This is a genomic window from Mesorhizobium sp. CO1-1-11 (assembly GCF_020164995.1).
GTDB lineage: Bacteria > Pseudomonadota > Alphaproteobacteria > Rhizobiales > Rhizobiaceae > Mesorhizobium > Mesorhizobium australicum.
This window is the reverse complement of sequence record NZ_JAIUHE010000001.1, coordinates 96,257-109,915: the sequence shown is the minus strand read 5'-3', so window position 1 is coordinate 109,915 and position 13,659 is coordinate 96,257. Positions and strand designations below refer to the sequence as shown.

Sequence of the window (13,659 nt, the reverse complement as noted above, 5' to 3'; positions counted from 1 at the left end):
CTCTAACCTGGGCGAGCCGCCTCAGATCGATGCGAGGAAACCGCCATCCACCGGAATGGACTGGCCGGTAATGTAGGCTGAGGCATCCGAAGCAAGGAACACGGCGACGCCGTGCAAGTCGCGCAGATCGCCGAAACGATGCTGCGGGATTTTGGCGAGCATGGATTGCCGCCACGCTTCGTCGGCGTAGAACACCTCCGTCATCGCCGTCCTGAAATAGCCCGGGGCGATGGCGTTGACCCTGATGCCAAGCTGCGCCCATTCCGCTGCCAGCGCCCGGGTCATGCCGAGCAGGCCCGACTTGGACGAGCCGTATGGCACCGCCGTCGGAATGCCGACTTCTGAAGTCAACGAGCAGAGGTTGATGATGGCGCCGGGCCGCCCGGCGTCCCGCATCTGCCGTGCCGCCGCCTGGGCGCAGAAGAACGCCCCTTTGAGATTGGTATCGACGATCCGGTCCCACAGCGGCTCGTCAACGTCGAGCGAGGGCCGGACCTCTTCCACTCCGGCATTGTTGACGAGAATGTCGAAGCCGCCAAGCAGGCGGGCTGCCTCGGCGATGACCGTGCGGCACTGGTCGACATCGGTCACGTCAAGCGCAATGGCGTGCGCAACCCCGCCGGCCGCGCGGATGGCCGCCGTCGTCTCGTCAAGCGAGTCCAGGCTACGCGCCGTGACCGCGACGTCGGCGCCGGCCGCGCTCAGCGCCTCGGCGATGCTGCGGCCAATGCCACGGCTGGCGCCGGTGACAAGCGCCTTCCTGCCGGAGAGGTCGAAAAGAGAAGCGTCGCGCATGTGATCCTCCTTGGCCGCTCCATAGCCCAGAGACTACCAGATCGACTTACATATACAAGCATATACAAACAGAGCTGATTGCGATAACGAGAGGTCAGCCGCCGCACCGGGATCGCGTAGTTGGCTCTTCATACGAGATGCCACGGGCGGCAGCCCTGTCGCAAATGTCGTAACCTCCCGAAAGCAAGCAGAATTGCCTGGCGTACCCGACACGAAAGTCTGGGTCTGCCGCGCGTGCGGGATATCGGCCATTGAAAGCTATCGTGCCCCTCGAGCCGGCCGCCTTGTCGTGAGAGCCTCGTCCATGAACGAAAGCAGCCCGCCCCGGAGCCTCTATCGCGATACGGCTGGCGGCACCGGCAACTACCCCTCCCTTGCCGGCGCGCAGCGGGCAAGGGTCGCCATTGTCGGCGCTGGCTTGACCGGCCTGTCGACTGCCTTGCATCTGGCGGAAGCCGGCGACGACGTCTGCGTGCTCGAGGCCTATCAGCCGGGATGGGGAGCCTCGGGCAGGAATGGCGGCCAGGTCAATCCCGGCCTCAAATACGATCCCGACACGATCGAAGCCATGTTCGGCCCCGAGCTGGGGTCGCGGATGATCGACTTCTCCTACGGTGCTCCGGATTTCACCTTCAGCCTCATCAAGCGCCTGTCGATCGATTGCGAGGTCCGGCAGAACGGCACCATACGCGCGGCCATCCGGCCGCAGCCGGCAGCCGCGGTGCGCGCCACGGCCAACCAATGCGAGCGGCGGGGGATGCCGGTCGGCTTGCTTGACGCAAAAGCGATGGCGGCGCGAACCGGCACGGACAGATACATGTTCGGCATGTTCGATGCTCGCGGCGGCGACCTCCATCCCTTGAAATACGCGCTTGGCCTGGCGGCCGCCGCGCGGAAGGCCGGCGCGCGGATATTTGGCGGCAGCGAGGTTCTCTCGCTCAGCAGGCAGGCCGGGCGCTGGCTCCTCGAGACCGCAAACGGATCCGTCAGCGCCGAGAAGGTCCTTGTGGCGACAAACGGCTACACGGGAAACTTGTGGCCTGGCCTGGAGCAGTCGCTGGTTCCGGTGTTCAGCGCCATCGCGGCGACCGAACCGCTGTCGCCCACGGTCGCGGCCGCAATTCTTCCCGAAAGGCCGGTCGTCTACGAAGCCGGCAACATCACCGTCTATTACCGCATCGACGTCCAGAACCGGCTCCTAATGGGCGGACGGGGACCGATGAGGCCCATCGGCGATGCTTCGGCCATCCGCTATCTCACCGACTATGCGCTACGGCTCTGGCCGGCGCTTGCTGGAACGGGGTGGACACATGGCTGGAACGGCCGGGTCGCGGTCACCAAGGACCATCTTCTACACGTTCACGAGCCGGAAGACGGCGTGCTGATCTGCCTTGGCTACAATGGCCGCGGTGTTGCCATGGCCTCGGCGATGGGCAATGCGCTGGCAAACCGCCTTCGCGGCGACGAGACCATTCCCTTCCCGATGCCGATATCGGGGCTGAAGCCGATCCGGCTCCACCGCTTCTGGCCGCTTGGCGTCAGAGCGGCGATCCTTTCCGGCCGGGTGAAGGACTGGTTCGGCCGGTAACGGAAAAGCACGCCGCTATGCTCCGGTCTTGGCAGCGGACAATCTTCGGGCGTGGTCGTCCATGCATGCGGAGCATCAGCGCCCGCTGATTTGCGACCGTGCACTGCAAGTCGCCCTGCGGCGCGCAGGCGCGTTCAACGGCCGGCTTCAGCCAAGCGCCTCAGCGCGCCGGCGGTCGGAGCGGGATATGTTCCGAGCACGCTACTCGGCGGCTATCCTGGCGTGCTGCCGGCCGAAGAGCGCCAGACCGACATCGTCCACGGCGAGGCCAATGCGGGCCTGGATCGCTTCGGATGCCAGCACGCCATCAGCGAAATCTTTCTCCGAGGCGTATATGGCCGTCGGCAGCGCAAAGGCTTCGAAAAAGCCGAACAGCGGCCGCAGCTGATGCTCGACGATCAATGCATGGCGATCGCCGCCGCCGGTCGCCGCCAGCAGCACCGGCTTGCCCCTGAGGGCCGCCGGATCGACGAGATCGAAGAAATGCTTGAACAGCCCGGTATAGCTGCCTTTGTAGGTGGGCGAGCCGACCACCAGGACATCGGCGGTCAGGATCCGCTCGAGGACGGCGCGGGCCTGCTCGTCCAGGTCCCGAGTGGCTTTGGCATTGCCAAGGCTGGGACCGAGATCGACGATGTCATGGGTGCTGGCGGCGAGGCCGTATCGTCCGGCGATCTCCGTCACGATATGGTCCACGAAGCCACGGGTCTTGGAGGGCCGCGTGAAATTGCCGGAGAAGCCGACAATGGCCGGATTGGTCATGATGGATGCCCTGTGATCTTTTCGAACCAGTTTGCCAATGTCCATAGTTTTTATAGACATTGCCGCCGAACAAAAGGAATTCACGGTCGCCGTGGGACGAAATCGGAAAAGATTTTTCTCCTGGGGAGCCAGATCGCCCGCCTGCATGCCGGATGATGACGTCACCCGATCCAGATGCACTTGGCAGCCGTCGCACGCGAAGGGCGATGCGACCGGTGGCGAAAAGGGGGACCATCACCGTTTGTTCGGAACCTGATCGCCCGGCGGCTGTTTTCCGTTCAGCCAAATACGGAGGAAGCCATGGCACGCGACAGAACCGAATATGAAACGGGCGCACGGAAGTATCCCGCCAGGACCGGCCCGGATCCGAACGATGATTTCTCGGTTGACGCAGCGGGCAACAAGCCGCCGGCAGGCGGAATGGGGCTTACGCGACCGGCGGATCAGACAAATGAAGAGACACACCAGTCAGAAGGACAGAACCCGCCTCGCAAGGCGACGCCCAGCCCCGCAACGGAGAAGACATCGGGCGCGGGCCCGGCGATCTCCGAGCACTCGAAGGACGCGAAGGCTCCAAGGTCGGGCCGCCAACCCGGCGCCTATGTCAAGGACTGACGCGGACGGGGGCGATACCTTCTGACAAGCCATGCGCCGCGCAGACCGCCGGTCTGCCGCGCGTTGAACTTTCTTCAGCCGAGGAGACGACCATGCAGACGAAGTCACAAACGGCCGGTGAAGTCGCCAAGCAGCGCCATATCCAGCGCGGCATCGATGCCAAGGACAAATCGAAGCGCAACGGAAAGGCGGAGCACGCCATGCAGGCAGGCGCGCGCCCCTATCCCGAGCCGCCCTTCCCCAAGCAACATCAGGCGAAACCCGGGCATGAAGCGGCGATCGAGCCTGCTCCGCTCTACGATGCACCCTACTATGTCGGATCAAAGAAACTCGAAGGGAAGGTGGCTCTCATCACTGGTGGCGATTCGGGTATCGGCCGCGCGGTCGCGGTTTTGTTCGCTCGCGAAGGCGCCGACATCGCAGTCGTCTACCTGGCCGAGGACAGGGATGCCGAGGAGACAAAATCCGCTGTCGAAAAAGAAGGCCGACGCTGCATCCTGTTGAAGGCCGACGTCAGTGAACGCCAGGACTGCCACGATGCCGTGGCGACCACGGTCGAAACATTCGGCCGCATCGACGTGCTGGTCAACAACGCCGCCTTCCAGATCCATTCCAGCGACTTCGGCGACCTGACCGAAGAACATTTCGACACGACGCTGAAGACCAATCTCTATGGCTATTTCCATATGGCGCAGGAAGCCGTGCCGCACATGAAGCCGGGCTCGGCGATCGTCAACACGGGTTCGGTTACCGGCATAGAAGGCTCGAAGCAGCTGGTCGACTATTCGATGACCAAGGGCGGCATCCATGCCTTCACGCGCGCGCTTTCGGGCAACCTCATCGCCAAGGGCATCAGGGTGAACGCGGTCGCGCCTGGCCCGGTGTGGACGCCGCTCAATCCGTCCGACAAGGAAGCCGACGACGTCTCGAAATTTGGCGCCGACACGCCGATGAAACGGCCGGCCCAACCGGAGGAACTGGCTCCCGCCTATGTCTTCCTCGCCTCCCCGCACTGCTCGAGTTACATCACCGGCGAGATCCTGCCGATCGTCGGCGGCTACTGAGGTCAGCGCAATGTATTTCATTGCCTTGGCGACCGACTATGACGGGACGCTCGCACATGACGGGACGGTCTCCAACAAGACGCTCGCGGCACTGGAGCGGTTCAAGAAAAGTGGCCGCAAACTGCTTCTGGTCACTGGCCGCGAGTTGCCCGACCTCAAGCGCGTGTTTCCCGATGTCGGCCTGTTCGACAAGGTCGTCGCCGAAAACGGCGCCTTGATCTACACACCGGCTAGCGAGGAAGAGCGGGCGATCTCACCATCGCCGGAGCCCGAATTCGTCGCCAGGCTAAAAAAGCAGGGGGTGAAGCCACTTTCCGTGGGGCGGTCGATCGTCGCCACCTGGGAACCGCATCAGGCGACCGTGCTCGAGGTCATCAAGAAGATGGGGCTCGAACTCGAAATCATCTTCAACAAGGGCGCGGTGATGATCCTGCCGAGCGGCGTCAACAAGGCCACCGGTCTGGCGGCCGCGCTCGAGGACCTTCACCTGTCGCCGCACAATGTTGTGGGTATCGGCGACGCCGAGAACGATCACGCCTTCTTGAAGGCCTGCGGCTGCAGCGTTGCGGTCGACAATGCCATTCCCGCAGTCAAAAGCACCGCGGACCTGGTCACGCGCGGCGCACGCGGCAAAGGCGTCGAGGAACTGATCGCGAAGCTGATAAAAAGCGACCACGGGATCGTGCCGAAGCGTCATGGCGGGATTGTTCTGGGATCGTCCGGTGGCGATGACATCTATCTGTCGCCGACCGAAAGCGTGCTCATCGCCGGCAGTTCGGGCATCGGCAAATCCACTTTGGCCACCGCACTGACGGAACGCTTCGTCGACAGCCAATTTCAGTTTTGCGTCTTCGACCCGGAGGGTGACTATGACGGCCTCGAGGGCGCCGTTCGGCTGGGGGATGCATCGAGCGCGCCGACAAAGGCGCAGGTGCTCGACCTGATCGCCAAGGCCGACAGCAATGTTGTCGTCAATGGGCTGGCGCTGCGTGTCAACGAACGGCCAGACTTCTTTGCCGACCTGCTGCCTGGCCTTGGCAGTTTCCGCCGCCGCACCGCAAGGCCGCATTGGCTGGTCATCGACGAAGCGCACCATCTTCTTCCGAAGCGGCGCGACGACACCCGCGCCGTGCTCTCCCTGGAACTGCCGGGCACGATCCTGATCACCGTCCATCCCGAGGCGATTTCGACCGACGCCCTGCGCCTGATGACGGCCGTCATCGCCCTTGGCCCGAAGGCGAAGGACGTGGTGAAGACCTTCTGCCATGAGACCGGCATCGAGCCGCCGAAGGACATTCCCACGCCCAAGGGCGATCGGGTTCTGTTCTGGCGGCCGGGGGCGCGCAAAAAACTCACGACGGTCAAGGTCATAGAACCTCGCCAGTCGCTCAAGCGCCACAGCCGTAAATATGCCGAGGGTCAACTCGATGAGACCGGCAGCTTCTATTTCCGCGGTCCCGACGACGCGATGAACCTCAGGGCCCATAATCTGATGATCTTTGCTCAGATGGCCGAAGGCATAGACGACAAGACCTGGGAGTTCCATTTGCGCGCGGGCGACTATTCGAAATGGTTCCGCCACCAGATCAGGGACAAGGACCTCGCCCGCGAAACCGCCGAGGCGGAAAAGGACAGCAAGCTTTCGGCGGACGAGAGCCGCAAACGGGTGCTCGATGCCGTTCGGCGGCGCTACACGGCACCCGCGACGGCGCCAGAGGCGTAACAGCCCGACAGGAGGCGGTCATGAGCGACGACCGGCATGGCAAAGACGACAAAGACGGACGCGGCGAAAATGGACCTGTCTTCTTTGCGCGCCAGGCTTCGCAAGGCGAGATCATCCTGCGAACCCGCACGCGCCGGATCATCTTCGTGGCAGGACTGGTCGGCATCCTGATCCTGGCGGCGGTGGTCAGGTTCGCGATCGGTTGAACCTGCCTTGTTGCAACAGCCCCGCGACAGGGTGTGTCGGGCAAGGCTGACCGCGATTGGAACCCGGGCGCCGACTTGGCGTTCAACCTCCATCGAGAAGGAGAAACGATCATGCCCCGAGGCGATAAATCCAAATACACCGACAAGCAGGAACGCAAGGCCGACCATATTGCCGAAGGCTACGAGAAGCGTGGCGTCTCCGACAAGGAAGCCGAGCGGCGCGCATGGGCGACGGTCAACAAGGACGATGGTGGCGGCAAGAAGGAAGGCGGCTCCGGGCGTGGCAAGCACACAGGTCACCCAGCGGCGCACAAGGGCGGCAAAAGCGGCGGAAAGGCGTCCGCTTCCCGATCGGCCGCCAGCCGGTCCGAATCGGCAAAGAAGGCGGCGGCGACCCGCAAGAGGAACGCCGAACACCACGCCCACTGACCGACCGCGAGGATTGGAACGCCGGCATGAAATCGCGACTCGTCAACGAGGCCAATGGCCAACGGACATTTGTCGTGGTGCTCGACCCGGGCGAGGAAGCGTTCGCGGCACTGACCAGCTTCGCGGTCGAGCAGAAGATCGGCAGCGCCTCCCTGACGGCGATCGGCGCGTTCCAACGGACCACCGTCGGTTGGTTCGACCTGGAGGCGAAGAGCTATCGAAAAATCCCGATCGACGAACAATGCGAGGTCCTGAGCGCGATCGGTGATGTCGCGACGGACGATGATGGCAAGCCAAGCCTTCATGTCCACGCGGTGCTTGGCTTGAGCGACGGCACGACCAAAGGCGGCCATCTGCTCGAAGGCACCGTTCGGCCGACATTGGAAATCACCGTGGTGGAAGCGCCGGGTCACCTGCGCCGCCGCAAGAGAGCCGAATTCGGCGTGGCTTTGATCGATCTCGGGGCCTGAAGCTGCCGCGGGTGTCGGTTGGCGGGCTTCGCCGCCGGCGCGTGCCCCAGAAAGCGACGTAAGGCAATGACGGACAGCTTTGCCCTACCTCCGGACACGCCCCCCATGGAGGCCAAGGCAGCCGACGCCCTGCCGGATGGGGAGGGCTTTTGGCAATACGAGCCCAAATGGGACGGGTTTCGCTGCCTCGCCTTCAAAGGCGACACGGATGTCGACTTGCGCGCCAAATCCGGCAAACCGCTCGGTCGTTACTTCCCGGAGCTCGTCGCCATGCTGCGGCAAGTCGAGGCCCGCAATTTCGTGGTCGATGGCGAGATCGTCATAGAGATCGAAGGCCAGCTTTCTTTCGACGCGCTGCAGATGCGGCTTCACCCAGCCGAAAGCCGCATCCGCAAGCTGAGCGCGCAAACGCCTGCCCGGCTGATCCTGTTCGACATGCCGGTCGCGCCGGGCGGCACGATCCTGCTCGGCGAGCCGTTGTCGCAACGACGCCGGGCGGTCGAGGGCTTCGTTCAGGACTACGCCGAGCCTGGCTTGCGGCTCTCGCCCAGCACGACCGATCCGGCGGCCGCCAGACGCTGGCTTGAGGAAGCCGGTCATGGTTCCACCGACGGCGTGGTCGCCAAATTGCTGGCCGACCCCTACCGTCCAGGGGAACGCGCGATGGTCAAGGTCAAACGGTTGCGTACGGCCGACTGCGTGGTTGGAGGATTCCGCTATCTGACCGGCAGCAAGGAGGTCGGCTCGCTCCTGCTCGGCCTTTACGATGATAGGGGCAAGCTCGACCATGTCGGCTTTACCTCGACCATCGGCAGGGATGACCGGGCTGGCGTCACCCGAAAGCTGGAAAAGCTGCGTGGCGGACCCGGCTTCACCGGCAAGGCGCCGGGCGGGCCTAGCCGCTGGAGCACGCAGCGCAGCGGCGAATGGGAGCCCCTGCGGCCGGAACTGGTGGTCGAGGTCCGCTTCGACCATGTCACCGGCGACAGGTTCCGGCATGGCACCAAACTGTTGCGCTGGCGGCCGGACAAGGCGCCGCGTCAATGCACCATGCAACAGATCCAGTGATGGAGTTCGTGCCGCGGACGCGCTTGCGAAGCCCGGTCGCGATGAGAGCCTACGCAGCGGTCGCCTCTTTGCGAGATGGCTGGAACAACCGTCCTCACGGCAAGTTGTGCTCCAGCTACACCGCTGGTGGGCTTCACGACAATTGGAGATGACAATCATGGCGACTGCGAAGAAAGCGGCAACGAAAGGGCTTGAAGCCCTGTTCCTCGACGGGCTGAAGGACATCTACTACGCCGAGAAGAAAATCCTGAAGGCGCTGCCGAAAATGGCAAAAGGCGCCGAATCCGAAGATGTTTCGGCAGCATTCGAGAAACACCTGCAGGAGACTGAGGGCCAGGTCGACCGCCTCGAACAGATCTTCGAACTCCTCGACAAGCCGGCCCGGGGCAAGACCTGTCCGGCCATCGACGGCATCATCGAGGAGGGTTCGGAAATCCTCCAGGAATACAAGGGCGACCCCGCGCTGGATGCTGGGCTGGTCGGGGCGGCGCAGGCCGTCGAACACTACGAGATCGCGCGCTACGGGACGCTGATCGCCTGGGCTGAACAGCTAGGCAAGAGCGACGTGGTCAAACTCCTGAACGAGACCCTCGAGGAGGAGACGGCGACCGACGAGGCACTTTCCAGCCTTGGCGAGGGTGGCGTCAACGAGCGTGCCCTGGAACAGGCCGCCTAGCTGGCGAGTTGTTGCCCCGGGCGCTTCAGGCGATCCGGGGCAAACTCCCCGGATTTCGGAGGACGACAATGGACCCCCGCAAAAGAGAGCAACCCGCAGTTCAGACGGAAGACCCGACGGAGACTGAAGGTCCCACGGTAGAGCAGCAGGACTGGGACGCGCTAGCAGGCGCGAAAATCCTTCCGGATGACGTCGAGGTGGAAGACGAGGCCGACGGCGAATTGCCCGAGGAAGATGACGACAACGCCTACCAGGAAAGCGACGAGGCATTGCCCGACGATGTCGAGGAAGCGGTCCTGTCACGCGATCCTTCAAGGGAAGGCGGCCGCTTCGACGAGGAGTGACCAAACTACGGGCGGATTCCGCTCAGCCGACCGCGTGCATTGGGGGCTCTTCGTTCTCGTCAGGATTGGGTAACGGCGCCTCATCGGGCAATCCTTCCGGCTCCGGTTCGCCGATCGGCTTGGGCTTCCAATTGGGAGCCGGCATGGGTACGTCGCGGTTGGGGTCGGGTTCTCTCGGATCGGGCATCAAATCTGTCTCTCTTTCGGCTGTGCGGGTCGGCTCTGCCCAGCACGGTCGCATGCAGAGCCCGTCCCGAGCGCTCGGGACGGGCACGGAGCCACACAGGTTTGCTAGCGATTCTTGTGGCTTTGCTCGCCAGCTCTCACATGCTGTTCATGGGTTCCGCCACGCGTCGTGCCGGCGCTGTCGCCGCCTTGTTGGCGATGGTTGTCACCGGCCGCCTGCTGCTGACGGCGGTTCTTATCGTCCATGTTCTTGTGGCTCTGCTGGCCTGCTTTCACATGTTGCTCATGGCTACCACCTTGATTGGGCATCTTCTTCTCCTTTGAGTTATGCGAGGCGATCAACCGCCTCAAGGGTCAAAGACGCTGGCGGCCCGGACGTTCCCTCACGTAATATTTCGTGAATCGGACCGCCTATGGGGTAGGCCGGATCAGACGATAAGCTGCTCGATCCTGATCGGAAGATCGCGGATGCGTTTGCCAGTCGCATGGTAGACCGCGCTGGCAACGGCGGCCGCCGTGCCGACATTGCCCAGTTCTCCGAGGCCTTTGACGCCGGCCGGATTGACCTCGTGGTCAATCTCCGGAACCAGAACCACCTGGAGATCCTTGATGTCGGCATTGACCGGCACGAGGTAGTCCTGCAGATCTCGATTGACGTAGCGGGCATAGCGGCTGTCGACCTCGGTCGCCTCATGCAGCGCCTGGCCGATGCCCCAGATCATTCCGCCCATCAGCTGGCTGCGCGCCGTGCGCGTGTTCATGATGCGGCCGGCGGCAAAGGCCCCGACAATGCGCGGCACGCGGATTTCCCTGGTAAGGCGATTGATGCGAACTTCGACGAATTCCGCGCCGAATGCATATTTCACCGAATCCTCGTCCTGCTCGCCGCCGTGAAACTCCGGCTGGCCGGCATAGAGCTTCTTGAGCGCTTCGGGGCTCGCCCCCTTGGGCGCATACTCGGCATACTCCTCGATCGCCCCCACCCGCATGGCTTTCAAGACGTCCCCGACTTTTGCCGAAGCGCCGCCCTTGGCAATGATTTTGCCATCGAGGATATCCAGTTCCTCATTGTGGGCGCCGGCAAGCGCACCACCTTCGCCGCTCGCCGCGGCAAACAGCTTCGTCCTGATCGCGTTGCAGGCCTTGAGCACCGCCGAACAGACGCTTGCCGTGGAGATAGACCCTCCCGACACGGGCGCCGGGGGCAAGGTGCTGTCGCCCATCTCGACGCTCACCCTGTCCATGGCGACACCGAGGCGCTCTGCTGCCATCTGGCCGGCGACCGTGCGCACGCCGGTGCCGATTTCATGCGAGCCGCTCTGGACGCGCACATCGCCGTCGACGGTCAGCCATACGCGCGCAGCGCAGGGAGCCGACGAGGTCGGATAGACTGCCGTCGCGCAACCCATGCCGATCAACCAGTCGCCGTCGTGCATCGATCCGACCTTGGCGTCCCGTTTCGTCCAGCCGAACGCGTCCGCCGCCTGATCGTAGCATTGCATCAGCGAGCGGCTCGAGAACGGCTTTCTCCCGATCGGCTCGGCTTTTGGCTCGTTCACCCTCCGGAACTCCACCGGGTCCATGGCCAGGGCCACCGCCATCTCGTCCATGGCGTTCTCCAGCGCATAGACGTAAGGCGTCTCGGGAGGCGAACGCATGTAGCCGGGCGTGTTGCGGTCCGCCTGGACCAGCGACACGTGCGTAAGCACCGCGCCGTAATCATACATGCGGCCGGTCGCCGACGTTCCCCCGACCACGTAGGGATCGGGGCGCGATGTCACCTCCCAGCCCTCATGCGCGAAAGCGGTTATGCGGCCGTCCTTGTCGGCGCCCATGCGGATCCGGTGCCTGGTCTCGGCGCGATAGGTCTGTGTACCAAACGCCTGCATGCGGCTGACCACGCAACGCACCGGCCGGCCGAGACGCCTTGCCGCAACCGCGACGATCGCCGTGCGGGCCGTCATCGGTCCCTTCGAGCCGAATGCGCCGCCGACGTATGGGCTGACAATGCGAACCTTCGCCGGATCGATCTTCAACTGCCTGGCAAGTTCGGCCTTCCAGCCGGTGACGTTCTGGGACGGCTCATGAATGGTGAGTTGATCGCCCTGCCACATTGCCGTCGTCGAAAACAGTTCGATCGGATTGTGGTGCTGCGTTGGTGTCGAATAGCGTGCATCGATCCTGACCGGAGCAGCGGCATAGGCAACATCGAAATCGCCGACCTTGACGTCTTCCTTGAACATCGGGCTTTTGCCCGCGGCGGCAATGGTCGTTGCTCCAGGGCTGTCGAAGCCCGCACTCGGTTTCTCCTCGGCGTAGTCGGCACGGATCAGCAGCGCAGCCTCCTCCGCCGCCTCGAAGGTCTCGGCGACCACCAAGGCAATGATCTGCCCATCGTGAAAGACCTTCCGGTCATGCAGCGGCGCGATCGAGGCGGCGGCGGTATTGCCGAATTTCGGCTTGTCCACCGCGTCCATGTCGCCATAGGTCACGATGTCGAGCACGCCCGGCACCGCTCGGGCATTGTCCAGGTGAAGTGCCGTCACCGTGCCCCTGGCGATACTGCTGGTGGCCAGCACGCCATAGGCGACATTGGCCGCCGCGAGGTCCGCCGGATAACTCGCCTGGCCGGTCACCTTCAGCCGCCCGTCTATGCGCGGCAGCGGGGCACCCATGTTCTCCTTGGGCTGCGGAGCGGCTGCGTTCATGATCACACCTTCATGTCACGGGTTTCGAGGAGCGCCCGCACCAGCGTCCGTTTGCCAAGCTCGATCTTGAACGCATTGTGGCCGCGCGGCCTGGCATCGGCGAAAGCCGTCTCCGCGGCCGCCCGCGCCATTGCCTCGTCCAGCATCTTGCCGTGCAGGACCGCTTCCGCTTCCCTCGCCCGCCACGGCACCGTGGCGACGCCGCCAAGGGCTATGCGTGCCTCGCGGACGTTGTTGCCGTCGAGGTCGAGAGCGACCGCCGCGGAAGCCAGGGCGAAGGCATAGGATTCGCGGTCACGAACCTTAAGGTAGCGGGAACGGCGGGTCCAAGGACCCGCGGGCACGTCGATGGCGGTGATGATCTCGTCAGCGGCGAGGCCGGTCTCGACATGCGGCGTATCGCCGGGCAGGCGATGCAGGTTGGCGAACCGGATTTCGCGCGCGCCGCCAGAACCCTCGACATAGAGGTTGGCGTCAAGGGCAATCAGTGCCTGGGCGAAATCACCATGATAGGTGGCGATGCAGGCATCACTGACGCCCAGCACTGCGTGTTGCCTATTGAAACCGTCCATTGCCGCGCAGCCCGAACCCGGCTGGCGCTTGTTGCAGGCCCATGAGGTCTCCCTGAAATACTCGCACCGCGTCCGTTGCAGCACGTTGCCGGCAAGGCTGGCCATGTTGCGGAGTTGGCCGCTGGCTGCCAGCCTGAGGCTGTCGGCAATGACCGGATAGTGGAGCTTGACGTCGTTATCGTCAGCCGCCTCGCCCATCCGCACCAGCGCGCCGAAACGAACCCCTTCGGTGGTGACGCGGATTTGCCGAAGCGCCGGCTCGGAGAGACGATTGAGATCGAGCAGGCGGTTCGGCCGGGCAACGTCGAGCTTCATGTAGTCGGCCAGATTGGTGCCGCCAGCGATGAATTGCATGTCTGACTGGGTCGGCGGCCGATCCGGCGCGGCAAAGTTCGAAGCGAGGGCGATAGCCGCCGGGATGTTGGCCGGTTGCTCGAGAACGAAAGGACGCAT

At 63.8% G+C, this 13,659-nt stretch carries 14 protein-coding genes; 9 read left to right on the top strand and 5 right to left on the bottom strand.

The annotated features are described in order from the left end of the window. Positions 1–21 precede the first annotated feature (21 nt). Complete coding sequence (locus tag LB554_RS00590; protein ID WP_224582652.1) at positions 22–795, bottom strand: SDR family NAD(P)-dependent oxidoreductase; 774 nt, start codon at positions 793–795, stop codon at positions 22–24. Between the two features lie 304 nt (positions 796–1,099). Between LB554_RS00590 and LB554_RS00585 the strand changes: the two genes are divergently transcribed. After that, positions 1,100–2,383, top strand: a complete 1,284-nt coding sequence (locus LB554_RS00585; protein ID WP_224582650.1) for an NAD(P)/FAD-dependent oxidoreductase — start codon at positions 1,100–1,102, stop codon at positions 2,381–2,383. A gap of 201 nt (positions 2,384–2,584) precedes the next feature. On the opposite strand, the gene msuE is transcribed toward LB554_RS00585, so the two are convergent. Further along, complete coding sequence (gene msuE / locus LB554_RS00580) at positions 2,585–3,145, bottom strand: FMN reductase (protein WP_140617612.1); 561 nt, start codon at positions 3,143–3,145, stop codon at positions 2,585–2,587. A gap of 707 nt (positions 3,146–3,852) precedes the next feature. Between msuE and LB554_RS00575 the strand changes: the two genes are divergently transcribed. The 8 genes from LB554_RS00575 (at position 3,853) to LB554_RS00540 (ending at position 9,740) form a co-directional block, all read left to right on the top strand. Next, complete coding sequence (locus tag LB554_RS00575; protein WP_140661607.1) at positions 3,853–4,824, top strand: SDR family oxidoreductase; 972 nt, start codon at positions 3,853–3,855, stop codon at positions 4,822–4,824. 10 nt (positions 4,825–4,834) lie between these two features. Continuing rightward, positions 4,835–6,547 carry an HAD-IIB family hydrolase gene (locus tag LB554_RS00570; RefSeq protein WP_140661608.1) on the top strand — a complete coding sequence of 571 codons (1,713 nt, stop codon included), beginning with the start codon at positions 4,835–4,837 and terminating at the stop codon, positions 6,545–6,547. A 20-nt stretch (positions 6,548–6,567) separates the two neighbouring features. After that, positions 6,568–6,753, top strand: coding sequence for a hypothetical protein (locus tag LB554_RS00565; protein ID WP_224582647.1), 186 nt, complete (start codon positions 6,568–6,570; stop codon positions 6,751–6,753). Positions 6,754–6,864: 111 nt separating this feature from the next. Next, on the top strand, positions 6,865–7,182 hold the full coding sequence (locus LB554_RS00560; protein ID WP_015319105.1) for a hypothetical protein: 318 nt from the start codon (positions 6,865–6,867) through the stop codon (positions 7,180–7,182). Between the two features lie 26 nt (positions 7,183–7,208). Next, positions 7,209–7,652, top strand: a complete 444-nt coding sequence (locus LB554_RS00555) for a PPC domain-containing DNA-binding protein (protein WP_224582645.1) — start codon at positions 7,209–7,211, stop codon at positions 7,650–7,652. Between the two features lie 66 nt (positions 7,653–7,718). Then, a complete protein-coding gene (locus LB554_RS00550) occupies positions 7,719–8,720 on the top strand; it encodes an ATP-dependent DNA ligase (RefSeq protein WP_224582643.1) in 1,002 nt (333 codons plus the stop codon). 157 nt (positions 8,721–8,877) lie between these two features. Then, positions 8,878–9,396 carry a ferritin-like domain-containing protein gene (locus tag LB554_RS00545; RefSeq protein ID WP_015319108.1) on the top strand — a complete coding sequence of 173 codons (519 nt, stop codon included), beginning with the start codon at positions 8,878–8,880 and terminating at the stop codon, positions 9,394–9,396. A 68-nt stretch (positions 9,397–9,464) separates the two neighbouring features. Then, positions 9,465–9,740, top strand: coding sequence for a hypothetical protein (locus LB554_RS00540; protein ID WP_015319109.1), 276 nt, complete (start codon positions 9,465–9,467; stop codon positions 9,738–9,740). Between the two features lie 291 nt (positions 9,741–10,031). On the opposite strand, the gene LB554_RS00535 is transcribed toward LB554_RS00540, so the two are convergent. The 3 genes from LB554_RS00535 to LB554_RS00525 form a co-directional block, all read right to left on the bottom strand. Next, positions 10,032–10,235 carry a hypothetical protein gene (locus LB554_RS00535; RefSeq protein ID WP_140661611.1) on the bottom strand — a complete coding sequence of 68 codons (204 nt, stop codon included), beginning with the start codon at positions 10,233–10,235 and terminating at the stop codon, positions 10,032–10,034. Between the two features lie 119 nt (positions 10,236–10,354). After that, positions 10,355–12,634 carry a xanthine dehydrogenase family protein molybdopterin-binding subunit gene (locus LB554_RS00530; protein ID WP_224582641.1) on the bottom strand — a complete coding sequence of 760 codons (2,280 nt, stop codon included), beginning with the start codon at positions 12,632–12,634 and terminating at the stop codon, positions 10,355–10,357. 2 nt (positions 12,635–12,636) lie between these two features. After that, entirely contained in the window at positions 12,637–13,659 is a 1,023-nt protein-coding gene (locus LB554_RS00525) for an FAD binding domain-containing protein (protein ID WP_224582639.1), read from the bottom strand.